Here is a 24,224-nt window from a genome sequence, read left to right as displayed (position 1 = left end):
TGGTGATGGTCAGCACGAGTTGCTGACCATCACCCGCCTTGGCGCCCCGCCATCGAGACCGGCGGCGGGGACAGCGGAAAATGTCTCAGCCGAGGCTGGTCAATAGCTCCGCGAATACCTGCGGCCGGCTGAAGTAGCCGACGTGCGAAGTGTCCAGGGTGTGCACCTCGAAGGGGTTGTGCGGGGTCAGCGCGTCCGCTTTGCGGATCATGTAATCCTGGACGGCCGGGGTGATGCTACGGTCCTCGCAAAGACGGACGTATGTGTGCGGGACGCATCCCCATTCGTCCGCTTGGACCAACGCCGCCGGCTCCAGCACCAAGTAGCTCTCATCCGGGTCCAGGGAGTCCAGCAGCAGCCGGAACTGATGGTCCGTGGAGTCGGCCATGATGGCGGCCTTCAACTCGGCGAACAGTGCTGGGTCGGCATGGGCACTGCGCCAGTTCAGCCGGGCGACACCAGGATCGGGCACATCCGGCACAGCGATCCGCGCTGACACGGCGTCCAGCAGGTTGTCGTCGACCACGTCCCACGGCTCCGTGAGCATCTCCGGATCGCTGAGGCAGAACGCGGACAGGTAGACCACGCGGTCGATCAGTTCCGGGACGGCGTTGGCGACGGCACTGATCGTCAAACCGCCGAGACTGTTACCGACCAGAACAACCGGACCCCACTCGACGAGCCGACGCAGGGTGTCCGCCACATGCTGCACGTTGTCGTGCAACGTGACACCGCGCAGCGGAGAAGGAGCGGCGGCCAATTCGGTGAGGTCCTGGGGTTGCCGGTAATAGGCGGCGGGGCTATCGGCGCAGTCACCGTGGCCGGGCAGGTCGACCGCATGTGAACGGTATCCGAGCAGGGCCAGTTCGTTCTGCAACGGGCCCCAGGCCCGGGCGTTGCTGGAGCCGCCATGAACAAATACGAAAGTGGTGTGCAAGTTTGCACGCACAATAAGATCCTCGTCATCTCGAGGCGAACAGTGGGCGCGTTGACCCGATGTCGACGAGGGTCGACACCAGGTCAGAACGTTGACCGCGTGCGGATCGCCTGCCAGTTGTAGATGACGGAACACATGATCATGATCATGACACAGGATGACGTTCTTGGGCGGCCGGGGGTCTACGACTACGACCCGGACGCCACCGAGGGGTGGCTGTTCCGCAACAGCGAACGCCGGACCCGCGTCCCCGGACTGCTCGCCGCCTACACTCAGCTCCGCCTTGCCCGCAGCCTCACCGCAGACCGACGTCGCCCCTGGGAGAAACCCGCTGCCCCGCAACGACTTACGACTGCACGTGTCCGGCGCGGGTTTGGCACCTGCGCACACAAGCAGCCTGCACCGCCAGCGCACCGAAACCTCCCGGCCAGGACCTGGACGACAGGCCGGTCGCCCAACAGCACCCGGCACCACGATACGACGTGCACATCAAGACCCCCAGCAACCAGAATGAACCGCCCCTTCGGCCGCTTCCTTCTCTGTGACGGATGTGGGCCATGCCCAAGCGTTATCCGATCGAGCAGCGTGAGCGTGTGGTGAAGATGGTGCTGGACCGACTCGATGGGTATCCGTCGGCGTATGCCGCCTGCCAGGCACTCGCCCCGAAGCTCGGCGTCCACGCCGGGACGCTGCGTGTCTGGGGTGAAGCGGTCGACGACCTCGGCGGGCCGCCATGGCAGTTGTCGAGTGGTTCGCCACCGCGAGATGAAGGGCGCTCATGGGGTGAGTGCCTCACAGCCGGGCGTTGCTCCACAACTAACCGTGTGCGCAGTGTGTGTCCGAAGGGGGTATCGACCAGTACGCCAACCTCCTGCAACACCGAAAACTGCTGGTCATCGGCCAATAGCGGTGACGTGACAGTGCTGGTCCGGTTGCCGCAGGTTCGTGCCCTCGGCGGGGAGTTTCGGATCCACCTACGGACAACGGGCACCTGGAGGCCGCACGATACCAACCAGTTCGTTCCACTCATCAGGCGTCAGATGGTCACCGGCCCGTAAACCCCACGCTGATGCACTGTGCGGTTCTGCGCCTGCCGTAGACCGGCCCAAGGATCACCGTGAGTCGACCCTCGGACTGTTGCTACCGATAGATCGCGGCGGCTGGGTGGCTCGTACACCTTTGTGCGCGGTGTTCGAGCCATCCAGCCGGTAGCAGGATCATCCGTATTGAGCGGGGTCCCAGGTACGGGTCGGCTTGTTGGTGATGATGAACCGCAATGCCTTGATCATGGTGTCACCTCCTTCCTGGGGCTCTGTCGAGCATGGGCAGGGTTTGTAGGGGTGTGGCGAAGTGCGAACGGCCTGGGGATCGCGGCGTTGGTCACGATCGGGCGTGTATCACCGCCGCCGATCACGCGCAGACAGGTGTTCTCGATGAGGGTGGTGGCGGCATCGGTGATCAGATCGTGGGCGACCGCGGCGCCGGCGCAGGTGAAGGGGCCGGAACTGAAGGGCACGTATGGGCCGTGTGCGCTCGGTCGAGTCCAGCGGTTAGGTTGAAATGCCCCTGGCCTGGTCCAGTGCTGTTCATCATGATGGAGCAGGTAGGGGCTTACGGACAGCAGGTCGCCGGTCTGGAAGGCGATCCCCCCGAACTCGATGGGATGGGGGACGGGACGGCTGACCATCCAGGAGACCGGCCGGTGCCGCGATGCCTCACGCACGACCCAGTCGACGGGCCAAGGCCACGGTGAGCCCGGGGAGTGGAGACTGCCCAGGAGCACCGACCACGCGAGCGAGTAGCCCAGCGGTCCCACGATGGACCGGAACATCAGCACATACAGCTGCGCGACCGTTGTATCGGCGACCTCGTCGGGGCAGGCACCGATCACGGCATCGAGCAGATCCCGTGGTTCGGCTTCTGCAGCGTGGCCGATATCGCTGCGCCGGTCCCGGATCTGCTCGGTCAGCGTGGTGGACAACTTGGTGCGCAGCAGCTGCGCCCGCGCCCGCTGCGCCATTCGGGCCGGGCGAAGTGCACCCACGCGTGTATTTCGCTCCAGTAACTGCCGCAACTCGGGAGAACCATCGGGGTGCAGCAACACGTCCGCGGTGCACCGATACACCAGCTCGACCCCAGCCGAAGGCCAGCGGGTGACGGAGGGCATTTCGGTCACCGCCGCGGCCAGAGACTCGCGATACTCGGGCGTATGTGTCCGCAGAATCGCGCGCGCAGCGCGGCCGAAGCCGATCTGGGCAGGCCGTGAGGGCAGCATAGAACCGAAGAACCCGGACATCCCCGCATTGAAAGCACGGTCATTCAACACCGTCAGCGCCAGACCCGTATCGCCGACACACCACCCGCCCCACGGCAGCCCGAACACCTCTACCGGGCTGGTCCGGCGCAGATTCTCGAGGAAACCGTACGGATCACGCCGGAACCGGCGCATCTCTGCAAAACCCATCGGACGGTCCTCTCATGGAGAGGGTGAGCGATTCATCAGATGTTTTTCGAGCCGGATCTATCCACTGGCGTGCGTACAAACGCAGATCAAGCATAGTCTCGAATATTTTACGAGCGAGGCCGTGGAGGCCGACCACGAGGCGAGTACCCCGGCACGGCCGGGGCCTATCGAACACTGTGCCAGCAGTGATATCGGTTCACGATCGCCAGCGACCGCCGGCAACCGGTCCGATGCGCCGTGACACACGCACGAACTCCGAACAACCATAAAGGTCTAACCTGTGCAAACCCGATCCGCCTCGGCGAGGGTTCCCGTTGCCAGGCGCGCGTACATGAACATGTCGCGGCGTCGATTGCCGACCTTCTGCCACGATCTGAGGAGCCCTTCGCATTCGAAACCGGCTCTCTCCGCAGTGCGGATCGACGCGCGGTTCCAAGGTTCCACATAGAGTTGGAGCCGTGGGATATGCAGCTCTTCCAGTGCCCAGGTAGCCATTGCCGCCAGAGCATGCGCGGCGACGCCATGGCCGCGGGCAGAGCGGACCACCCAGTAGCCGAGCGATGCGCGGCCTTCGTCGATGTCCTTCAACCACAGGTCGATACTTCCCAGTGGTGTGTTGTCCCGTCGCCGGACGATCACCATCGGGTATCCGGTTCGATCGGTCGCTCGTTGCCACTGGCGTTCGACAAACTGCGTTGCGGCCTCGCGCGAGAAGGTCGCCGGCACCGTGGTTATAGGAATCAGGTCGTCGGCAGAGGCTTCCCTAACAAGCTCGAGGTCTGCCGCAGACAACGACCACGGGCGGAGTTCCAAGTCTGCGGTGGCTCTCAGATGCGGTATTTGCAGAGCATCGTCCATGGTCAGCCTCCCCACAATATGCACAGGATATCGGCCCGGTGTCACCATTACCACTTCCATTTCCGAGTACCGCAGGCACACGCCGACCCCAGCAATTCGATCGCGCCCGGCAGGCATCGGCCGGTTCACCGCGCGATAGAGGACCGAGCCGGGCCGGAAAGCTGGGCAGGCCGGCGACTACTCGCGCGAGCCGACACCGTGATCCTCGAGGGAGATCTCAACTACCGGCGCCTCGTGGGCGACTTCCACTGGCACGCCACTACCAGCTCACAAAACTGACCGAGTACTTTCCCCGCTCACGTCATCGCACTGCGAACGCTTAAATCCGACGTCGCCGTCGGCATCGACGCCCGCGTACTCGCCAAACTCGAGGCCGACGAACCCGACCGGCGGACCAACAGAGCACACGGAGCTGCTGGTCAACAACCGCACCGGATACCGCGTCAGCCTTCTCGAGCCATACAAGCCCGAGCTGCATCAGCGCTGGAACGAGGGTTGCACCAACGCGACCGAGTTGTTCGCCGAGATCAGGACGCGCGGATATCAGGGCAGCGCGAAGTTGGTGCGCAACTCCTGCAGCCCGTCCGCGCCCTCACTCACGTCCCGGTCGAGCCTCCCAAACCGCCGACCGACCGCAAGGTCGTGGCCTGGATCATGACCAACCCCTCCACCCTCGCTCCCGAGGACCAGGCAAGCCTCGATCGGGTCCTAACTGCCAGCCCGGAACTTGCCGCCCTGACCCGGCATGTCCGCGCGTTCGCCGAGATCATGACCGAGCGGCGCGGTCGAGACCTCGAACGGTGGATGGCCGCCGTCGACGCCGACGATCAACCGGCGCTGCACTCATTCGTTCGAGGGCTCCGCCGCGACCAGGACGCGGTCACCGCCGGCCTGACCCTGCGTTGGAGCAGCGGAACGGGTCGAAGGGCACGTCAACCGAATCAAGATGCTCAAACGCCAGATGTTCGGCCGCGCAAAGACCAACCTCCTGCGGAAGCGAATGCTGTTGAGCAAGTGGGCAACCCGCTCGGACGAATCGCTGAGTAGGCCCGGGGCGCGGTGGCGGGATTGCTCCTGCTCCGTTTCCCTGGACCTCTCGCCGAACCCGCCGTGCGCCTCTCGACGCAACGGGCTCTCCACGGTTTCTGTCGTCAGGCTGATTGAAGGGTCGCCCATCGGTTCGGGATCTTGTTGCCCCGCCAGCGATAACGACTGACTGTCACGCTGTTCAGGTCGAACAACTCGGTCCCGTCCACCGCCGCAATTGGTCGCCATCGCCCAACAGGTGTGACGAACCGGCGGCGGATGTCCGTCCAGCTCCAGCGGTGCCGGGTCTGCAACATCACGATCAACCGTCTCCATACGAACTTCTGGAGCACGGCGAACCGCTGTTTTGCCACGGCATGTTTGAAGTAGCTGGACCAGCCGCGCATAATCTGGTTGAGCCGCGTGATCACGTATTCCAGACTTTGCTGTGACTGCCGATGGGTCAGGGCACGGACTTTGGCCTTCAGCGACCGGATGGGCCGGTCACCGATGAAGGTGTAAACGAACTGTTTGTCCGAGCCCCGCTTGCGACGCCACTGGATGTGGAATCCCAAGAAATCGACCCCGTCCGACAGATGTCGCACCTGGGTCTTCTCCGGCGAAAGCCGAAGCCCCAGAGGCGAAAGCATCTGCTCGACCTGTTCTCGCATCGCCTCGGTGTCCTCCTTGGTCCCATGGACCAGGACGAGGAAGTCGTCGGCGTAGCGGACCAGCCGCCATGTCGGCGCTCCTTTTCGGCGACGGTATGCCCGCTTGTACTCGCTGGCCATCGTTCCGCCCGGCTTCCATGGCGCCATCAGCTGCTCATCGAGCACGCTCAACGCGATGTTGGCCAACAGCGGCGAGAGGATGCCCCCTTGAGGCGTACCGGTCATCGTGTCCTGATGCTCACCGAGTTCGGTGAGGATCCCGGCTTTCAGGAACGCTTTGACCAGCGCAAGCACGCGTTTGTCCTTGACCCGCAATCGAACTCGGTCCATCAGGGCCGTGTGATCGATCCGGTCGAAACACGCCTCGATGTCCGCGTCCAGCACCCAGCGGTAGCCGCGGGTGCCGTAATAGTGGATCTCGGCGATCGCGTCCTGCGCCCTTCGGTCGGGCCGGAAACCGTAGGAGACCGGTGAGAAATCGGTCTCGAAAATCGGTTCCAGCACCAGCTTGAGCGCAGCCTGAACGACCCGGTCGGTCACCGTCGGAATCCCGAGACGGCGCACCTTCCCGGAACCGCCCGGTTTTGGGATCTTGCGTTCCTGCACCGGCAACGGACGAAACGTCCCGTCTTTCAACGAGTCCCGCAGATCGTTCAGGAACCCCGGAACCCCGACGCGCTCCTCGACGTCCGTGACGGTCATGCCGTCGACGCCAGGAGAGCGGGCCCCGTGGTTGCCCGCGACCCGGTCGAACGCCACGATCAGCGTCGCCGGGTCGTGCACAAAATTGAACAGGTCGTCGAACCGGCGGCCGGGATCGGCCGCCGCCCAACGGTGAAGCTTGGCCTGCATCTCCGATACCCGCCGGCGCGGCCCCGCGAGGTCCTCCGGTGTGGCGTCACCATTCGGTGGCGCATCTTTCGGCATTACAGTCTCCGCCCTTTCTCGAAACCGCTGCCGCCCTTCGCCATGTGACCGGCTCTCCCGGCCTCGGACTACTACGGCGGCTCCGCCCCACCCGACCCGTTCGACGGTCGATGCGTCTATCCCCCAGCGGCGCAACCGGATTGCCCGCCACTCAGGGAGTCTGACCGGGTGGTTCCCGTGTTCACTGTGATTCGCTCGACGAAGTAGGAGCCCAACTGTGTCCCTGCGGCATCGCCACGAGTACGCCGTAGACCTTCCTCGTGGCCTCCCGACCGGCTTTCGTAAACCGACCCAGAAGTTCCCAGTCGAAATCAACTGGTGCGCACCGCTTCCTGCCCATATCCGCCAGGTTCGAGCAGGTGGCACATTGAGGGACGTAACAACGCTGGTTCCTCGCGTACTCCTCTTCATCCCGCTTGCCGGACCCGCACCATCTGGCAGTTCTGGCCACGTCCCGGCTTTGTCAGGGCTGCTCCCACCCTCCCCGGCACCACCCGGATCAGGCTGCCCTCAGCTCCGCTGACCTGCTACGACAGGCCAGCGACGAAGGTCTCTCACCTCCACTCGAAACACAGCGCCTCACGGCGCAAACCAAATTTGTGCCAGATCCCGAATCGTGACCACTTCTCGGCGGCCGAATTTTGACCCCTCTCCGGTCGGGTTGGGTTGATGGTTTCAGTGTTCAGTTGTGCCGGCGGTGGGGACGCGGCCGAGGTCGCGGTCCTCGAGCCGGTAGCTGTCGCCCTTGAGGGCGATGACCTCGGCGTGGTGGACGAGGCGGTCGATCATCGCGGCGGCGAGAGTGATCGTCATATGCGCTCCTGTAATTCGGTTGAGGAGAGGAAGTTTCAGCGGCGATCGGGGATGCGCCCCCGCGATTCCCATCCGTCGTGGAAAGCCGGGTACCGACTACGCCGACGGTGGGCAGAATGGTTCCCCTCGACACGTCGGCGAGCGAAACCCGCTGCATCATAGGGAACTGGGTTGGATTGCCGGACTGCCGAACCAACGGCCGGCGGCCCGCTCGAACGCTTCGCGATCAGGGTCGCGATCACCTGCCCAGGCGACGATGCCGTCAGGTCGGATCAGCACGGCACCCAATCCGAGGGTGTTTCTCGCCGACCCGGCCGAATACCGGATCCGGTTCTCCCAGCCCATCGCTGAATCGCGCAGGCGTCGGTTGGTGCTGAAATCGAGCGCGACGCCTCGTCCGTCTTGCGTCAGGTCGCCGAGGCGAGTGCCGTCCGCGAACCGAAGTTCCGGGGCGCTATGGCCGACCAGCGCGTGCTCGCTGCCGAGGTCGTAGCGGATCGACGATCCCGAGATTTTCTTGAACCCGTAGGTCGTTCCGTCACGGGTCCCGAGCAGGTCCCGGACCACTCCTCGGATCGCCTGGGAATGCGGGTCCGGCCGCATTACCGCCACCTGGGCGCGCGACCAGTCGAGCACCCGGGCACCGATCGGATGGCGCTCGCGGGTGTAGGTGTCGAGCAGCCCCTCCGGCGCGTACCCGTGCACGGTCGCCGCGAGCTTCCATCCCAGGTTCATGGCGTCGCCGATGCCGAGATTGAGTCCCTGTCCGCCAAGGGGAGAGTGGATGTGCGCGGCGTCGCCGGCTAGCAGGACGCGCCCTTGCCGGTAGGTGGTCGTCTGCATCGCCCGATCGGTGAAACTCGAGGCGAGACGGACATCGCTCAGCGTGACGCTGGTGCCCGAGACCCGGCGCAGCACCGCTTGGAGATGGTCGCGAGTCAGCTGCTGCGTGCGATCGAACGCGCCGCCGTCGAAGTCCATCATGCCGATGTGCCCTTCCGCGCGCATCCGGAGGTACGCGCCCGTCGGCGTCAGGTTGATGATCTCGGGGCTCAGCGTCTCCGGATCGGCGATGGCGGCGAGCAGGACGTAGCCGGTGAACTCTGGTTCGGTGCCGACGAACTCGAAACCCGCGAGCCTGCGCACCGCGCTGCGTCCACCGTCGCAGCCCACGACCCAGCGCGCCGCGTACTCATGCTCGCCGGCCTGCACGACCACGCTGTCATGGTCGTGCGCGATGGCGGAGACAGCGGCGCCGCGCCATATCTCCACGCCGAGCTCGGCCGCCCGCTCGGACAGCACCGACTCGACTGCGTCGAGGTTCGTCATCACGCCGTCCATTGCCGGGCTGGGCAGCCGGAACGGCAGTGCGGCAATGTCGACCTCGGCCGGATCGAGCGCTATCCCGGCGAAGTGGCCCACGCTCCGCGGGGGCGACGGCTCGTCCGCGTCGAGATTCGCGTCGGGATCGTCGTGGACGCCCGAAGCCTTCAACAGCGGGTGCAGCATCCCGCGCCGGTAGAACGCCTCGACCGATGTGGCGGACAGACCCCGCGTCCCGAGCGGGTCCGCCCGCCACGGGGAGCCGGGCTCCGGCTCCCGCTCGAGCACCAGGACAGCACAGCCCGCGAGACCGAGCTCGCAGGCAAGGAAGAGACCAACCGGGCCGGCGCCCACGATCACCACGTCGAATTCGTCCATGAATCAATGCTTTTCGAGAACTCTTGCACTGCCCTGGCGCGATGCTTGCGGCGCGCTTGCACGGTCACCCGGAGATGGTGAGAATTACTGCGCGTCAACGAGTTCGCAGGGCGGGTGACGTGTCGTTACTGTCTGTGTCCGGAGGGGGACTCGACCACTACGCCCACGCCCTTAGTCAGCAGAAACTGCTGGTCTTGGACTGAAAGACCGTCGCGACATAGCGGCTGGCGACGGGCCGAGTCTTAGATGAGGTTCAGCGCAACGGCGATGGTGCCGAACGTCGCCAGGATCGCGTCCACGCCGACGTGCATCCCGATCGCCGGCCGGATGTCCTTCTTCCGCCAGGTCAACCAGAACCCCGGGAACGTGAAGATCACCCGCGACACGAACACCCACGGCGACCAGAAGTGGTACAGCGAGAACAAGACCGTGCTGACCACCGGTGCCCATCCGTCGAGGTGGGCGATGCGGGGCAGCAGGAAACCGCGGAAGTACAGCTCCTCGATGAGCGGGAGGGAGATTCCGGTCAGCGGCAGGCATATCACCATCGTGGTGAGCAGGATCGAGTACGAGTATCCGTCGAGGAATGCGGTGGCGCTGCCGCCCTCGTCCGCGTACGGGAGCCATGTGAAGAAGTCTTTGAAGAAGTTGTTCATCGGTGCCAGCGCAAACCCCACCACCGTCATCCACACGATGAGCGGGATGACCATCGCCACCAGCTTCCCGCGCGGGACGGGTCTGTCGGTGTAGTGCAGCACGCCGCGTAGCGAGATGTGGCCGTTGTGCTTGCGTCCCAGCCACAGCAGCCCCAGCAGGATCGGTATGAGAACCAGGCACAGGGCGATCGCCCAGCCCATGAGGACCGGATATCCGATGGCGTTGACGAATGGTTCGCCGATGAGCAGGTAGGCGGCGACGATCAGGGCGCCGGGGACAAGATGCAACACGATCGACAGCGGCAGGGAGTGGCGGTCGCCGAGCAGCCGCTGGACTATTCGGTTCGGCCGAGTGTCTTCGAAGGCGCGCATGACAAGAGTTCCTCGTTCGTGAATGGGTGCGTGAAATGAATCGGAAAGTGCCCAGCGGGCAGAACTCGGCTGCCGACCGTCTCGGGTGTTGAAGGCCCGAGCCCAGCCGCTGAGCGGTGTCCGTGGACAGGCCCCCGGGGTTACTGCCGCTGGTGCGGACAGGCCCCAGGGGTTGCTGCCGCTGGTGCTGGTGTGTGGAGCCGGGGTGTGTCAGGCGGCAGTGGCGTGGCGAATGATGATGTTGCCCGTCGGCTGAGCCGGTTCGGCCTCGTCAGCCCGCGGTTTGCCCGCCGCAGAACCCCTCGTTGGTGAGCCTCTGTAGCGCATTCAGCTGCGCTTCCACCGGGGCGTGCTGTTGATCAGCGTCCACGTAGGTCAGCGAGGCCTCCAGGGTCCTACTGCCATCGGCCGTGCTGCGCAACAGCGTCCCGTAGCCCTGGACGCCGCCGTCGGAGGACAGGACGGTGCCGCCGCAGTCCACGGTCCGCACTTCCAGCCCGAGGCCATAGCTCATCTTCGGGTCGGGCGTCGGGTGCCCCTTGCTCATCTCGGCCAGCAGCGCGGCCGGGAGGAGTTTCCCGCCCAGCAGCCCGGAGAAGAACGTGTGGAGATCCTCGGTGGTCGAGATCATGTCACCGCCGGCGGAGATCCAGGAGGGGTTCTGACGGGTGACGTCGATCGTCTTCCACTGCCCGGCGTCTTCGTACTTGTAGTAGCCGTGCGCGTGCGGCTCGGCGATCTCCGGCGAGGCGCCCGGCACCACAGTGTCCGACAGCTCGAGCGGCCGCAGGATCCGCCGCTGTATCTCCTCGGCGTGCGAGCTGCCGGTGACCTTTTCGATCAGCAGTCTGGCCAGCGCGTAGTTGGTGTTGGAATAGCTCCAGTCCGTCCCCGGCTCGAACCGCGTCGGCTTGGACAACGCCAGCCGCACCAGCTCCTCGGGTGGATAGTTGTGGAACCGGTTGTCCACCCACTCCTTGCCCTGCCAGGGGATCCCCGCCGCGACCGTCCCGTCGGGGTAGTACTCGCCGGTGTAGTTGAACAACCCGCTGGTGTGCTGCAACAGCATCCGCACCGTGATCCGCCGGTCCAGCCCGAACTCGGGAAGGTAGTCGGCTGCCGGGGCGTCCAGCCCGATCTTGCCCTCGGCCACCAGTTGCAGCACCACGGTCGAGTAGAAGGTCTTGGTGGCGCTGCCGATCCGGAACCGCCCATCCGTCGGCGGCTTCGCGGCCTGGCCCAGCTCGCGCACCCCGGCGCTGCCGACCCACTCGCCTCGCTGATCGTGTATGCGCAGCTGCACCCCGGTGATACCGGCATCGACGATCTCCTGGATGGCCTGCTGCAACTCCGGGCGATCCTGCCCGGCTGGGGCATCCGGCACTGCTGGGTTGTCCGCGGTGGCCAGCCCAAGTGCGGCTGCGCCGGTCAGCAGCGTGGCCGCCAGCGCCGTGACCGCCACTCGCCGGAAGACCCGCGGTATCCGGGCGCTGTTGTCTTTGGTGCCCCTGGTTGTTTCTGGAACCTCGTGCTCGGCCTTGCCGGGGATGACCGGGAGCTGGTGCACGCCGTCGATGCGCGTCCTGGTCGCCGTGATCGATAGTGGGGATTGGGTTTTCATGGTTCCTCGTCTCTGGTGTGGCGTTCAACGAGAACCACAATCGCCCCCCGTCCTGACACCGGACCGTCACCGTGCTGACACGCCTCTGACTCCGTGTCACCTCGAGCCGAAACGACAGTTCACGGGCATGGTGGCAGCCGTCCGGCCCGGCCACCACCTCACCGAAGAACCCTTGACCCCAGCCCGGCTCGCTGCCGCCCAACACGTCGCGGTCAGCCGCCGTGGCCGGTTCACCGGCCCACTCGACACCGCGCTGGCCCAGCACAACCTCCAACGGCGGGTCAGCGTCGTCCTCCCCAACCACCTGGCCGCCATGACCCTCACCGCCCGCAGCGACATCGTCTGCCTCGTACCTGCCGCACTCCCCGGTGCCGACCCATCGCCCCTCACCGACGACGCGACCACCCTCGGACTGCACCTCCTCGACATCCCCCTGGCACTGCCGCCACAGACCATCAGCATGGCCTGGCACCCCCGACACACAGCCGACGGAGCCCACCACTGGCTCCGCAACGCCATCCGCCGGACCCTTCGCACGCCCAGAAGCCCAACCACACCATCCGACTGAGGCACCCGCAGATGCGTACTGGTGGGCTCGGAGCAGTCGCGAGAAGAGTCACGCTAAGGGCGTCGGTGGGCGCGGTGAAGAGCGGTTCTTCACATTGTGGCGCAACGCATTCCAGTCCATCGCGTGTGGCCAGCCGGAGGGTGTTACGGCTCAAACAGCACTCTCCGCGCTGAATCTCGTTCAGCGCGTTGGGCCGGAAACAACCTTGATCCACAGTGCCGATGGGAATGCAGGGGTACAGTCGAATTCCCTTGCGTAACAGCCAATCTTAGGGGCGTGTCCATGCGGACGTGGCGACGTTGTCTGGATGCAGCAGGGGTACGGGCCGACACGGCGCGTGCCGATTTTTCGGCTGCAGCGCGGTTTCTCCTGCCCAGGCATTTCGAGGGCTGGGGGCCGCTGTGGGTCTTGGCTCCGCCGGAGAGCCTGCCGCACATAGCCGCGGCAGTGGCGTTGGCGCGCTACACCGATGACCTCTGCGACAGTGGCCCTGCCGGGGGGCGAACACAGCGGTTCGAGGAATGGGCAGACCATGTGGGTACGGCGCTGGATACCGGCAGTTCGGAGCATCGGCTGGTACGTGCGTATCTGTACTCCGCCGATCTGCTGAACCTGTCCCGCACGTGGATAGACTCGTATATAGCGGGCACTCGCGCCGACTTGGAGTTCCCTGGATTCGCTCAGGAAGCGGACTACCAGCGTTACGTCGATACGGTTTCGATGCCGTCTTTCATGCTTGGTATCGAGGTTGTGCCGCGCCTGGTCCCGGAGCAATCCTTCATAGCCTCGGTCCGCTTGCTCTCGGAAGGGTCGCAGCGGGCGGACCACCTCACCGACGTGTTCGAGGACCTGCGTGACGGACGGCTGTACCTTCCGGTTTCCGACCTCGACCGGCACAGGGTGACGCGTGCGGACCTGGAGCAGGGACTGGGCACCGCTGGGGTGCGAGCATTGCTATCGGCCACGGCGTGTTCCGCGCGTGCCTCCCTCGTGGAGGGTGAACGGATCCTCGGTGAAGTCGCCCCTGAATACCGCCCGGTGTTTCGTTTTGTGATCGGCGTGTTCCACAAGCGTCTGGACGACGTCGAGACTCGGGGGGTCGCCATCATCCGGCGCCCTTACCACGACGGGAAGGTGGCGTGCCTGCGCCTGCTGGCCCGTTCTCGTCGTATGGGTGCATCACCGAAAGCCCTACCTGGTTATGCGGGATTGGGCACCCCGGCAGTGCGGCCGTCTCGAGCTGCCGGTAACCGCGGCTGCTGCGTCACTCGGGTTGAAGAGAAGGGGCCGCTGCGGCCGGGGCTGTTTCGGAGAACGGCCGGTGGCGTCCGCGGCTGGCGTCGGAAGCATACGACCCGCCCCATCTCCGCTCAGTTAGCGGCTTGGATCGGGTGTCAAGCCGGATGTGTTGAGAGAGTTGACGTGTGCGTTCGCGCCGGGTCATCGATCGAAACCCACCAGCTGGAGCTGAAATCCGGCATCCTGGGCGGCCGGCCGCACTGCCGGCGGCGTGCGTGCCGCGAATTGGCCGTCCTGGCATGGATTTTCGTTGTTTGTTGGTAGCATTCGGACGGTTGCCGGGCTCCTAAATCGGTGGCAGGTAAGGGGCGTTGATGGAAGTGGAGGACGTCCACCATTCATATGGCAGGCGGTCGGTGTTGCGTGGTATCGACCTCGTGTTGCCAGCCGGAATGTTGGTGGGGATCGTTGGGGAGAACGGGGCGGGCAAGTCGACGTTGTTGAAGGTCCTCTCCGGGGGGCTGCGACCGGATCGTGGGGTGGTCCGGCATCGTGGGCGGTTCGGTTACTGTCCGCAGCAGGTGGTGTTGAACGATGCGTTCACGGTTCGTCAGCACCTGGACTTCTTCGCCGCGGCCTATGCGATCCCGGACTTGCGGCGGGCCGAAAAGACCATGGAGATCTTGCGCTTCTCCGACTATGCCGGTGAGCGGGTCGCGACGTTGAGCGGCGGCACGCGGCAGAAGCTGAACTTGACGCTGGCGGTGATGCATGATCCGCAGGTTTTGCTGCTCGATGAGCCGTATCAGGGTTTCGATTGGGAGACGTATCTGCGTTTCTGGGATCTGGTCGCCGAGTTCCGTGACACCGGCCGGTCGGTTCTGATCGTCTCGCATCTGGCCCACGACACCGACAAGCTGGATCAGGTGTGGTCGTTGCACGAGGGTGTCCTACACAGCAGACAGGAGAAGGCCGGATGAGCGAGGGTGTGCGGCTGTTTCTGATCGCCACGCGCTACGGCCTCATCGAGCATGCTCGTAACCGGTTCGCCATGCTGCTGGTTGCTGCCTTCATCCCCACCTCGATCACTCTGGTGCGCGTGGCCGTCACCGATATCGAGGTGCCGTTCCGGCTTCGCGGCACCGGTCTGGTGTTGCGTGCCAACGGCAATGAGCTCGCTCAGATCAGTGGTGCGCTGACCGCGGTCTGCTTGATCATCGGGTTCATGATGTTCGCGGCAACGTTCAGCAGCGGAGCATTCGACCGGCGTCTGTCGATGGCCGGGTATCCCCGGGTTGCGTTGGGGCTGGCGAAGATTGCCTGCCTGGTGGTGGCCTCGGTGGTGGTCTGCGCGTACGCCACCGCGGTGATCTGCTGCTACTGGTCGCCTCGCCAGCCCGTCCTGCTCGCTGCGGCGCTTTTCGGCGCGGCGATGACCTACGGGGCGCTGGGTGTCGGTCTCGGGGCGCTGCTGCGCCGCGAGGTGGAGGGGATGTTCGCCATCGCGATGATCACCTGCTTCGACCTGGCGGTGCAGAACCCCATCGCCAGCGCTGGGGCGGACAGCGACTTCGTGCGCTGGCTGCCCTCCTACGGGGCGATGCAGGCTTCGACCGCGGCCGGTTTCTCCGACACCACGCTATTCGCGGGTTTCGCCGTGCAACTGGTCTGGTTCACCGCGAGCGCCTTGCTCGGGCTGGTCGCTTTCCACCTGCGCACCCGCTCGTCTCTTCGACCCACGATGTGGATCCGCCTCCCCGGACCGACGAAGTCCGGACAGCCGACGAAGCACTGAGAGGGCGTCCCGCGCGACCACCACGGTGGAGCGCGCGGGACACCCTTGCCGACTGCGGGGGCTTACGGCGCGATAGGGGCCGGTTGGGCGGCCGGGTAGTAGATCTCACGGCGCAAGCGTTCCAAGTCCGGCGCCGCGGAAGACGAGGTTTGCTCGTACCGATCGCTCTCACGCGCCCAGAGCCCCACGTTCGTCATGTTCCTGTATATCTCCGCGTAGTCCTTCCCCTGGCCCGACAGGCCGGGAAGCACGCGCAGGAGTGCGGGGACGTAGCGGATCAGTGCCTCGAGCTGGGCACGCTGATCCGCCACCTGGCGCTGCAGCTGCTCGACGGCTTCGCGGCGGGTGCAGCCGGTCTCGCGACGGACCGCCCGCACCAGGTTGTAGGGGACTTGGTCGGCCTCGTCCTGATCCAACCCCACCAGGTCGTTCTCCACGAAGGTCACCCAGAAGGCGAGTTCCTCGAGACGGCGGATCACGGGGTGGTTGCGCAGCTTCGGCGGCAGTTCCCGGCCCTGGTGCACCTCCATGCAGGCGAGGGCGGTTTCGATCCCACTGGTCGACATCCGCAGCGGCAGGTAGTCGGCCGTGGGCGGGATGTAGCCGTTGATGCGATGGTGCGCTTCGCGTTCGCAGGCTTCGCACCACTCCTCGAGGCCGTCGAGGAACCGCTCCTGCCAGCGGGTGCTGCGGCCCTCGCGCAGGCGCGGCCACAAACTCGCCCACGACGTCGGGATCGCGCCGGGCCTCCACGGCTTCTCCGGGTCCTGGCGCAGTGTTGCCACCATGCCACGCCTCAGCGCGGTCACGGCTTCCGGGTCGGTCAGCTGCGGATCCTCGAACAGATCGTCCCACGCAAGGAGCAGCACGGCCATGCGGTAGGCGGTCTGTTCAACGGCCGGGTCCACTGCTGGGGCCCAGTGTCGCGGGATCCGGATCGCTCCTGTCCACCGGTGGTAGTCGGCCTCGCCCGGGGAGACGACAAGGCCGGTGTCCACCATCCAGCTCCTCAACCGTTGCGCGACCTGCGGCGGGAGCGCATCGCTGTGAGCCCCGGGTGGCTGTGTCGACTGCCGGTGGACCGCGGGGCCAGGAGTTCGCCGGTCGAGTATGGACCGGGCGTAGGCGGTCATTGCGTGGCGGGCGCTCGGTGCAACGGGCAGGGCGGCGAGCTGGCCGGCGGCATGGTCCATGAATTCATCGGCCCTTGCTTGTGCTTCGTCCACGGCGCCGGAGGCGATGACGAGCTCGTGGGCATGTGTGGCTTGCTCACGCGTCATTGTTCTGCGCAGCATGTTGGCAAGGTCCTGGTCGCGGGCAGCGGCGCGGATCACAGGCAGTGTGTAGATGCCTTCGGGCAGATCCGCGTTGACGGGCTTGCCCGTTTCTTCGGCGGTCGAGGTCAGGTCGAGGATGTCGTCATACAGCTGGTAGGCCAGCCCAAAGTGTCGACCGAACAGGGCCAACGCCTCTTCTTCATCCTCGTGGCGGCCGGCCTGCATCGCGCCCACCCGGCATGCCAGCGACAGCACCGCCGCGGTCTTGCCGTCGATCGCATCCAGGTAGGACTGCTCGCTGCGGGAGGCTACGTAGAGGTCGGCGGCCTCGATCACCATGCCCGCGCACATCTGCTCACCCGCGATCGCCCCCGCGAGAACTTCGCGCTGGCCGAGTTCGGCCAGCATGCGCACGCTCGTGAGTATCACGGAGTCTCCACCCAATACGGCCATATGCGAACCCCACACCGCGTTGGTGCTGGGACGGCCTCGACGCTCGTACGCGTGATCGACGACGTCGTCGTGGTAAAGCGAACCCACATGCAGCAACTCGACGGCAGCAGCGGCGCGCACCACCCGGTCCTCGGCCGGGACCGCGGGATCGGTCAGCAGGTAGTACGACAACAAGGTCAAAGTAGGGCGGACCAGGCGGCGAGAGGTGTCGGGCGCTTCGTCGGTGAGTGCTGCCAGTTCGGGCCTGCCCTCCAATTGCACGGGGCCGAGAACGTCACGGACGCGGTCCAAGTCCGCATCCAGATGCGGGAAGACAGCCGAATCGATTGCACGTGGCACGCGGGTACTCCTGACTGGTTACATCGAACAAAGCCGATCAATGGCAATTTGACACCACACTGGCGTGGAAGATGTTGGTATCAGCCAATTTTGATGCCTCGGTAACTTGGGTGATGTCGGTTGGTGAGTGCCGTTGGGGGCGAGTATCTCCCCGATCGACGTTGCCGTGGACAAGCCAGGGCTCTAGGGTCCGAGGGAGCCAAGGGGTCACCGCGCCAGACCTGAACGATCGGCCTCCGGCTCCAGCGTCATGTCTTCGGGAAGGCCTCGTAAACCCAAGGAAGGGGTAGGTGTCTAGACCGGCGGATCGGACCGTTCACAGATAAGTAGGGGAGCCATTACCGTGCGTTCGCGGATGATCGGCGTCAGTCTGTAGCCCATGCGGGCAGGGGCTCACGCGCCGACAACCACTGTTCCGGTATTCCGTGTATCGTGCCTCGACTTCCGATCCCGGTGTGTGCTGCCACGATTCCACCGACGATCGCGGCCGTCGTGTCCACATCCCCACCGGCCTCGACGCACGCGGTGACGGCGGCCGGATAGTCACTGAGAAAGGTGGCGGCTGCCCACAGCGTGAACGGCACCGTGTCCTGGGCGCTGACCTGTGCGCCGTTGCCGAGCTCGTAAGCTGCTTCGGCTACCGATCGGCCGAGTAACTTTCGGGCTCGACGGACACCGCCCGCGGTCCGACCATGGACCAGATACGGCTCGACCACGTGCAGTAATTCACTTGGTACACAGTCTGTTCCGCGAGTCGCCGCAGCGTGGCTCGCCGCAGTGGCGACCGCCATGGCACCCACGATCGCTTCCGGGTGCCGATGGGTGACCTCGGCCGACAGCGCGGCCTGCGCTGCCGCTCGCCGCAGATCTCCAGCGAAGTACGCCCCGAGCGGGGCGACCCGCATCGCAGCTCCGTTTCCCCACGATCCGCGCCCGTCGAAAGCAGCTCCTGCCGCTTCCTCCCAGGGGCGGCCGTCGCGAATCTCGTGCAGCACAACGACTGTGCCGCCGCCGTAGCCACGGTACGGTTCGCAGCGATCGGCGAACGCGGCCGCGAGCGCGTCCCGGTCGACGCAGCCGCGGCCGCGGACTTCCGAGTACACCGAACAGGCCATCTCGGTGTCGTCGGTCCACTGCCACGGAGCCGCTGGCGGCCGCCCGGCGAGCAGTTCAGCTATGGAGCGGCCGGGCACGAAGAACTGAGCACCCAGTGCATCACCTACAGACAAACCCTCGAGGCTGTCATGCGCGGAATCGGAAACCAATGGCATACGGTGACCAATAATGCCAACCGCAACCAGCTGCCGCAACACTCGGCAAGAGCAAGCGGCAGAATGGTCCACAGCCGCATTCCGTCCTATGACCGCCGCGGTCGACTCGCGTGCCGGCAGCCGAAACCAACTGCCGCCGATCACGCCTCGGAAGCGCCAGGTATCCCGCACGCCGGTTGCCGACTCTGCAGTGATACCGAACAGCATGTCCTGAGGCGCTACTACAATCCCCGCGTGACGCTCACCCTCGCCGACCTCGTCGGCTACACCGATCGCGACCTCGACGCCGATCTGGCGCGTTGGTTCGCCGATGCCGTGCCCGTCCACGTCCCGGAGCAAACCCGGCCGGTGGCACCGTTTCTTGCGCACCTGGCTCCCGCGGACGCGGCGGCGCTGGCCGCGTTCGACCGACGGGTGCGCTCGGGCCGGCTGCCGCAGTTCCTGGACATCTTCTCCTGGTCGTACGGCTTCGATTTCGCCGTAAATGATTGCGGCATACGCGATTCGGATTACTCGACCGAGATCACCGACGACGATGTCTACTCGATCGGCGCGGACGGCGGCGGCAATCTGTATGTCGTGCTCACCAATGGCCAAGTGGCCGTGTGGTTCCACGAGGAGGAGGTACTCGAAGGCGGCACCCGCTTCGACAACATCGATGTCTTTCTCTGGTCGTACGTGCGCTACCGCGCGGTGCGCGCGGGGAAACTTGCACGCTCGGCCGTAGAGGCAGACTTCCTGGCGCTCGGTCAGGACGGCGCGCTCGAACCGCACCTCGGCCTGCTGAGGGTCATGAAGTAGGTACCCACCTGCGCCCCCGTTCCCACCGCGTCACACGGACGCGCTCGTCGAATACGTCCTTTGTCAGACAGGCGACTCGGCATGAATCCACATCGCTGCTGTCGACGGGGCTTATACGGCCTGTGTCAGTTTCAGCTGCGACGACATCCGCTCCACAGTCGAGATCGCGCGTTCAGTCGCCTCAACCTCACGTTGCGGTACAGGGCGCTTGTCGCGCCGCTCCGGCATCGACTACGTCGTGGTAGGTGGATGGCAGCCAGACACCATCGGACGCCAGCGCCCAGCGGCCTCGCCAGTGCGAGACAGGCCGCTATGCCCGCGCCGACCATCCACGTTGTCGCACCTACGTCCGCCAACGCGACAATGGTGCGAGAGTCTGGATTGCGGCACACTGCTGCGTGGACAGCGCCGGGAGACCGAGCCGTCGGGCAGCCAGGTCTGAGTCGGCGAATCTCGTAGTTTCGCTGGGCATTACGTCACATCCTCAGATCACGCCGTGCTCGCGCACAGCCCTACTGTCAGGTGTAGCTGCGGCATCCGATGAAAAGATGGACACCGAATCAGGACGTTGCGGCTTCGGATGCGAACGAGCCCGGACGGACAAATCCGGATCGACACGGACAACGACGGATAATGAACCGGTATCGTCCAAAGCTCGATGAGCATGACAGCGCGTTCTCTTGGCGACAGGGCCGGGCAGTCTGGACGAACCACGAGCCGCCGCGCACACTGACGCAATGCCGACCGCATACAAGAATCCGCGTGGCGAGAGCGAGGTGCGGCAGTGGTGTTCGCAAGCCTTGGCATGGGCGGACTTTCCACTCACCGCCGCGACCGTGAACACCAGCGTCGGCCAGGTTAGACTCACCTCAGCGGGAACCGGACTTCCAGCCATCGTGATGGTGCCCGGCACGGGCTTCAACGCCGCGGCGACTTTGCCATGGCTGCGGGCGCTATCGCCCGCTGGGCGACAACCGTGTTGGATCTACTCGGTCAACCCGGACTCAGCGACCCACGCCAACCGCGCCGAGCCAGGCCGACTTGTACGGCCGGGTACTGGATGAAGTCCTCGCGGCAACCGATCTGGACAACGTTGTGCTGGTAGGCAATTCGCTGGGAATGGACAGACCCTCAGCAGTGACCGCCATGCCCCTGAGAGCACTGGGATCGTTCTAGTCGCTGACGAACCATTCTCGTATGCGGCCGAATCCAAGTCCAGACTTCCGGCGCCGTTGCGCACGGACCGTGGAAACCCAGCTGGGCAACGGTTCTCGGGTGGCGACCCATGCCTCCGGCACCCCGATCCGGCCCGGGCGGCTACCGCAGCCGGTGTGGGCGGCGACAATACCGCCGACGATCGCGCTGGTGGTATCGATATCCCCGTCCGCCGCGAGACACGTGGCGATGGCAGCCGGGTAGTCGTCCAGATGTGTGGACGCCACCCACAACGTGAACGGCACCGTGTCCTGCGCGGTCACTCGAGATCCGTTACCGAGCACCTGTGCGGCTTCGTGTGCGTGCGCTCCGAGTAGGGCGCGGGCATGGCGCACCCGTTGGCTCATCTCGCCGTCCCCGAGGCGATCGATGACAGCGGAGATGAATTCCCGTGGTACAAGCGGAGTTCCGGTCACGCGGGCGTGAGCCGCCTGCCCTGCCGCCAACGCTACCGCAACCGCCCCGGCGACCCCTTCTGGGTGCAGGTGTGTCACCTGTGCCGACCGAACTGCTTCAGCGACAGCCTTTTCCGGATCACTGGCGTAATACGCGCCCAGCGGAGCGACCCGCATCGCCGCACCATTGCCACAGGAACCCTGACCACCGAACGCGGCGGTAGCCGCCACCCGCCAATGCACGCCATCCCGGATCTGACGTAGAGTCCCCACCGTTGCGAAGCCATAGTCTCGACGCGGCTCCCACCGAGCAGCGAACCTGGCAGCCAGTCGATCCTGATCGATCCCACCGTGCCGACCGAGCTCGGCAACCAGGCTGCACGCCATTTCGGTGTCGTCGGTCCACTCCCATTGCGCGGCTGGGAGATTGCCTGCCAAAATTTCCGGAATTGACCGGCCCATAACAGGGAATCGCTGGCCTAACGCGTCCCCCACGGACAGCCCATCCAGCGAATCGAGCATCAGGTCGGCATGCATCGCATCAGATAGTAGCGCCCTTCGCACAGGAAAGATCTTCTATGCGCCGGGTGAGGACACCGGCCGCCCGGAAATCAGCGAAGAGGAGTACCGCAGTTCTCGCCCGGTTGGATGCGTGGAACGCCGAGAAATCCAGTCGTCCGCCGAACGCTCCCGATCGATGGACCGAGGCGAATCGCAGGTTTTGGGACGACTTGACGGGCACCAAGTACTCTGCGGGCCCGCTGGCCGGGCGAGAAGTTATATCTGATCTGCGACAACTACTCGGTCCACAAACGCCGCGAGGTCGGCGATGGTGCGCCGGCAACGACGTCGAGCTGAAGTTCCTGCCCACGTATTCATCCTGGCTGAACCGCATAGAGTGTGAGTTCGCCGCCAACGACCCCACAAGGGCGCCGTCATCGACCTGTAGCCCGGAATCAAAATCCACGACATACTGACCCCAGGCGGCAGGCCTCCTGACAGGCCTGGGCTGCGGTGTCGATGCAGGCCCGCATCGTCCACGCTCGGTCCGCAATCCGCGCGGCGAGCGCCTCTCTTTTCCCGGTCGTTCCCTAACGCCGGACGCTTCGTCTCTCTCCTGAGATCGATCGCTGCATCGCCGCCTTGTGCCATTCATCCTGACCGATACATACCGCACGGCCTCAACCACCCAACAAGGAATGGAGTGAAAGCCCATGAGTACCAACCCAATTACCAACGGTACCGAGCGAGCGATCATCGAGAACATGCTCGACCACAACCGCGAAGCACTCATCGAGACCGCACGCGGCCTGTCCGACGCCGAGGCCCGCCGACGACTCGTCGCGTCGCTGACGACACCGATCTCATTGATCAAGCATGCCGCTGCCGCGGAACGGATCTGGTTCCAACGATTCTGGGCGGGACTCGACGAATCCGAATGCGACGGATACCCCAACCGCGACGAGGGCACATTCGCCGTCGCCGACGACGAGTCGCTGACCGACGTCATCGCCGAGTTCGAGCGCGCAAGCCAACGATCACGAGTGATCGCGTCCCGCTTCGACCTCGACGACACCAAGGACAATCCCCGCGAGGGAAACGTCAGCATGCGATGGACACTGCTCGCCATGATCCAAGAGTTCGCCAGGCACGCAGGTCACGGCGACATCCTCCGCGAACAGATCGACAAGGCCACACTCCGACAGCCGAACCCGTGAAACTTCGGCCACCCAGCACATGGTCACCCGAACAAGTGCGCTTCGCCGAACTGCAGGTTGGAGGTGACGATGCTCGAGTGCCGGGCCCTGTGAACTGCGCCCATGAAGTGTCCGAAGGGGATACGACCAGTACGCACACCTTTCGAACCGATAGGCGTTTCTGGCCATGGATTGACAGAATCCTTCGTCAACGGTGGGTGCGCACGCTGGTTTCGAACCCGGCAGGTCCACTATCGAATTTCTCCCACGCCTATGGCGGCGTCCGTCAATAGTCGAGGGCGTGTTCCGGTTGACAGACATGCATGGGAGACGGCAGATACCGGACGATGGCGTCCAGGAGCGGGGCGGTGTCACTCCATGGCCCCGCATCGCACAGGACGGGCGCAGCGTCGCCGATTCGCGTGAGGCAGCGGACCCGCTCATGCAACTGTTCGGGTGGGATCTCTCGCAGGCCGAGGATGTCATCCGAATCTGCGGCGTCCTGTTCCATCACCGTGTCCACGAGGTTGCGGTACCACTCCTCGGCGACTTTCCAATGGCTCCCGTAGAATTCGACGGCCATCGGTTCGAGCGCCCACATCGGGACCAGATCGATGACACCTTCGAACTCGGTGCCGATGCCGTGAGGAATCTGCAGCGTCAACGGCACTGCCCCGTGCGTGTCGGCGATCGTGCGGACGCAGCGGTCGAAGTCGGCGGCGGGATGATCGAGTCCGGTCACCAGACACAGCCGTGCGATCTGGTGGTCGTCGGCAACCCGCAGTATCGTCTCGAGTCGCGGGGCGCTCTTCTCAGCAGCGTTCACGACCGCGATTACCCCATCGGCTAGCCGGATGGACCGCTCCAGGGACGCGATGGGCGCTCGGCTCGATAGCTCGGCGATACGAATCGTGTGATCGACGTGGCCCGTCACCCAATGGGCCGTGGCCGCCGTGCCGGACCCGGTCTTGGCGAAACGGCGGAACAGGCCGTGGACAATTCGTGTTGTCTCATCAGGGTCCCCGATGATCGTGACGTTGCGGATCGACTGCGGTTCAATGGCTTTGGTGCCCATCGCGTTGTGGTACTCCAGATCGACTCGAGGATGTCATCGCATCCTCAATCCGG

Annotated in this window: 17 protein-coding genes and 1 pseudogene; 6 read left to right on the top strand and 12 right to left on the bottom strand. The window is 65.0% G+C overall.

Annotation, left to right across the window (positions count from 1 at the left end):
- Positions 1-85 precede the first annotated feature (85 nt).
- The 8 genes and pseudogenes from OHA42_RS26015 to OHA42_RS25980 all read right to left on the bottom strand — a co-directional run bounded on the left by OHA42_RS26015 (position 86) and on the right by OHA42_RS25980 (position 12,046).
- The gene (locus OHA42_RS26015; RefSeq protein WP_406230459.1) at positions 86-949 is read right to left on the bottom strand and encodes an alpha/beta hydrolase; all 864 of its coding nucleotides are present in this window, start codon (positions 947-949) and stop codon (positions 86-88) included.
- Positions 950-2,222: 1,273 nt separating this feature from the next.
- Entirely contained in the window at positions 2,223-3,401 is a 1,179-nt protein-coding gene (locus tag OHA42_RS26010; protein ID WP_406230458.1) for a cytochrome P450, read from the bottom strand.
- Positions 3,402-3,674: 273 nt separating this feature from the next.
- The gene (locus tag OHA42_RS26005) at positions 3,675-4,259 is read right to left on the bottom strand and encodes a GNAT family N-acetyltransferase (RefSeq protein ID WP_406230457.1); all 585 of its coding nucleotides are present in this window, start codon (positions 4,257-4,259) and stop codon (positions 3,675-3,677) included.
- Positions 4,260-5,410: 1,151 nt separating this feature from the next.
- Positions 5,411-6,883, bottom strand: a complete 1,473-nt coding sequence (ltrA, locus tag OHA42_RS26000) for a group II intron reverse transcriptase/maturase (protein ID WP_406230456.1) — start codon at positions 6,881-6,883, stop codon at positions 5,411-5,413.
- Positions 6,884-7,558: 675 nt separating this feature from the next.
- A pseudogene (locus OHA42_RS25995) lies at positions 7,559-7,684 on the bottom strand (ATP-binding protein); the annotation flags it as partial.
- A gap of 168 nt (positions 7,685-7,852) precedes the next feature.
- Complete coding sequence (locus OHA42_RS25990; RefSeq protein ID WP_406230455.1) at positions 7,853-9,397, bottom strand: FAD-dependent oxidoreductase; 1,545 nt, start codon at positions 9,395-9,397, stop codon at positions 7,853-7,855.
- A gap of 242 nt (positions 9,398-9,639) precedes the next feature.
- On the bottom strand, positions 9,640-10,425 hold the full coding sequence (locus OHA42_RS25985; protein WP_406230454.1) for a CPBP family intramembrane glutamic endopeptidase: 786 nt from the start codon (positions 10,423-10,425) through the stop codon (positions 9,640-9,642).
- A gap of 271 nt (positions 10,426-10,696) precedes the next feature.
- Positions 10,697-12,046: a serine hydrolase domain-containing protein gene (locus OHA42_RS25980; RefSeq protein WP_406230453.1), complete on the bottom strand. Its 1,350-nt coding sequence runs from the start codon at positions 12,044-12,046 to the stop codon at positions 10,697-10,699.
- 127 nt (positions 12,047-12,173) lie between these two features.
- Between OHA42_RS25980 and OHA42_RS25975 the strand changes: the two genes are divergently transcribed.
- The 4 genes from OHA42_RS25975 to OHA42_RS25960 all read left to right on the top strand — a co-directional run bounded on the left by OHA42_RS25975 (position 12,174) and on the right by OHA42_RS25960 (position 15,648).
- Positions 12,174-12,614 (top strand): LysR substrate-binding domain-containing protein, encoded by a 441-nt coding sequence (locus OHA42_RS25975; RefSeq protein WP_406230452.1) that lies wholly within the window; start codon positions 12,174-12,176, stop codon positions 12,612-12,614.
- A gap of 282 nt (positions 12,615-12,896) precedes the next feature.
- Positions 12,897-14,177, top strand: coding sequence for a squalene/phytoene synthase family protein (locus OHA42_RS25970; RefSeq protein WP_406239605.1), 1,281 nt, complete (start codon positions 12,897-12,899; stop codon positions 14,175-14,177).
- A 50-nt stretch (positions 14,178-14,227) separates the two neighbouring features.
- Entirely contained in the window at positions 14,228-14,833 is a 606-nt protein-coding gene (locus OHA42_RS25965; RefSeq protein WP_406230451.1) for an ABC transporter ATP-binding protein, read from the top strand.
- On the top strand, positions 14,830-15,648 hold the full coding sequence (locus tag OHA42_RS25960; protein ID WP_406230450.1) for a hypothetical protein: 819 nt from the start codon (positions 14,830-14,832) through the stop codon (positions 15,646-15,648). Before OHA42_RS25965 ends, OHA42_RS25960 begins: the two co-directional genes overlap by 4 nt.
- Positions 15,649-15,710: 62 nt before the next feature.
- Here the strand turns inward: OHA42_RS25960 and OHA42_RS25955 are convergent, their stop codons facing one another.
- Both OHA42_RS25955 and OHA42_RS25950 read right to left on the bottom strand, forming a co-directional pair.
- Positions 15,711-17,717 carry a polyprenyl synthetase family protein gene (locus OHA42_RS25955; protein ID WP_406230449.1) on the bottom strand — a complete coding sequence of 669 codons (2,007 nt, stop codon included), beginning with the start codon at positions 17,715-17,717 and terminating at the stop codon, positions 15,711-15,713.
- A gap of 365 nt (positions 17,718-18,082) precedes the next feature.
- Positions 18,083-18,946, bottom strand: a complete 864-nt coding sequence (locus OHA42_RS25950; RefSeq protein ID WP_406230448.1) for an ADP-ribosylglycohydrolase family protein — start codon at positions 18,944-18,946, stop codon at positions 18,083-18,085.
- A 276-nt stretch (positions 18,947-19,222) separates the two neighbouring features.
- Here OHA42_RS25950 and OHA42_RS25945 point away from each other — a divergent pair, with 276 nt between their 5' ends.
- Positions 19,223-19,789 carry a hypothetical protein gene (locus tag OHA42_RS25945; RefSeq protein ID WP_406230447.1) on the top strand — a complete coding sequence of 189 codons (567 nt, stop codon included), beginning with the start codon at positions 19,223-19,225 and terminating at the stop codon, positions 19,787-19,789.
- A 1,172-nt stretch (positions 19,790-20,961) separates the two neighbouring features.
- Here the strand turns inward: OHA42_RS25945 and OHA42_RS25940 are convergent.
- On the bottom strand, positions 20,962-21,936 hold the full coding sequence (locus OHA42_RS25940; RefSeq protein ID WP_406230446.1) for an ADP-ribosylglycohydrolase family protein: 975 nt from the start codon (positions 21,934-21,936) through the stop codon (positions 20,962-20,964).
- A 677-nt stretch (positions 21,937-22,613) separates the two neighbouring features.
- Here OHA42_RS25940 and OHA42_RS25935 point away from each other — a divergent pair.
- On the top strand, positions 22,614-23,117 hold the full coding sequence (locus tag OHA42_RS25935) for a DinB family protein (RefSeq protein WP_406230445.1): 504 nt from the start codon (positions 22,614-22,616) through the stop codon (positions 23,115-23,117).
- A gap of 265 nt (positions 23,118-23,382) precedes the next feature.
- On the opposite strand, the gene OHA42_RS25930 is transcribed toward OHA42_RS25935, so the two are convergent.
- Positions 23,383-24,171 (bottom strand): GTP-binding protein, encoded by a 789-nt coding sequence (locus OHA42_RS25930; RefSeq protein ID WP_406230444.1) that lies wholly within the window; start codon positions 24,169-24,171, stop codon positions 23,383-23,385.
- Positions 24,172-24,224 lie beyond the last annotated feature (53 nt).

The organism is Nocardia sp. NBC_01009, assembly GCF_045208035.1.
Lineage (GTDB): Bacteria > Actinomycetota > Actinomycetes > Mycobacteriales > Mycobacteriaceae > Nocardia.
The sequence above is the reverse complement of the archived record's forward strand: the minus strand, read 5'-3'. Positions and strand labels throughout refer to the sequence as shown.

Coding starts and splice junctions, on each gene's coding strand:
- OHA42_RS26010 (WP_406230458.1), bottom strand. CDS start 3,401: ATGGGTTTTGCAGAGATGCGCCGGTTCCGGCGTGATCCGTACGGTTTC.
- OHA42_RS26005 (WP_406230457.1), bottom strand. CDS start 4,259: ATGGACGATGCTCTGCAAATACCGCATCTGAGAGCCACCGCAGACTTG.
- ltrA (WP_406230456.1), bottom strand. CDS start 6,883: ATGCCGAAAGATGCGCCACCGAATGGTGACGCCACACCGGAGGACCTC.
- OHA42_RS25990 (WP_406230455.1), bottom strand. CDS start 9,397: ATGGACGAATTCGACGTGGTGATCGTGGGCGCCGGCCCGGTTGGTCTC.
- OHA42_RS25985 (WP_406230454.1), bottom strand. CDS start 10,425: ATGCGCGCCTTCGAAGACACTCGGCCGAACCGAATAGTCCAGCGGCTG.
- OHA42_RS25980 (WP_406230453.1), bottom strand. CDS start 12,046: ATGAAAACCCAATCCCCACTATCGATCACGGCGACCAGGACGCGCATC.
- OHA42_RS25975 (WP_406230452.1), top strand. CDS start 12,174: ATGGTGGCAGCCGTCCGGCCCGGCCACCACCTCACCGAAGAACCCTTG.
- OHA42_RS25970 (WP_406239605.1), top strand. CDS start 12,897: ATGCGGACGTGGCGACGTTGTCTGGATGCAGCAGGGGTACGGGCCGAC.
- OHA42_RS25965 (WP_406230451.1), top strand. CDS start 14,228: ATGGAAGTGGAGGACGTCCACCATTCATATGGCAGGCGGTCGGTGTTG.
- OHA42_RS25960 (WP_406230450.1), top strand. CDS start 14,830: ATGAGCGAGGGTGTGCGGCTGTTTCTGATCGCCACGCGCTACGGCCTC.
- OHA42_RS25940 (WP_406230446.1), bottom strand. CDS start 21,936: ATGCATGCCGACCTGATGCTCGATTCGCTGGATGGGCTGTCCGTGGGG.
- OHA42_RS25935 (WP_406230445.1), top strand. CDS start 22,614: ATGAGTACCAACCCAATTACCAACGGTACCGAGCGAGCGATCATCGAG.
- OHA42_RS25930 (WP_406230444.1), bottom strand. CDS start 24,171: ATGGGCACCAAAGCCATTGAACCGCAGTCGATCCGCAACGTCACGATC.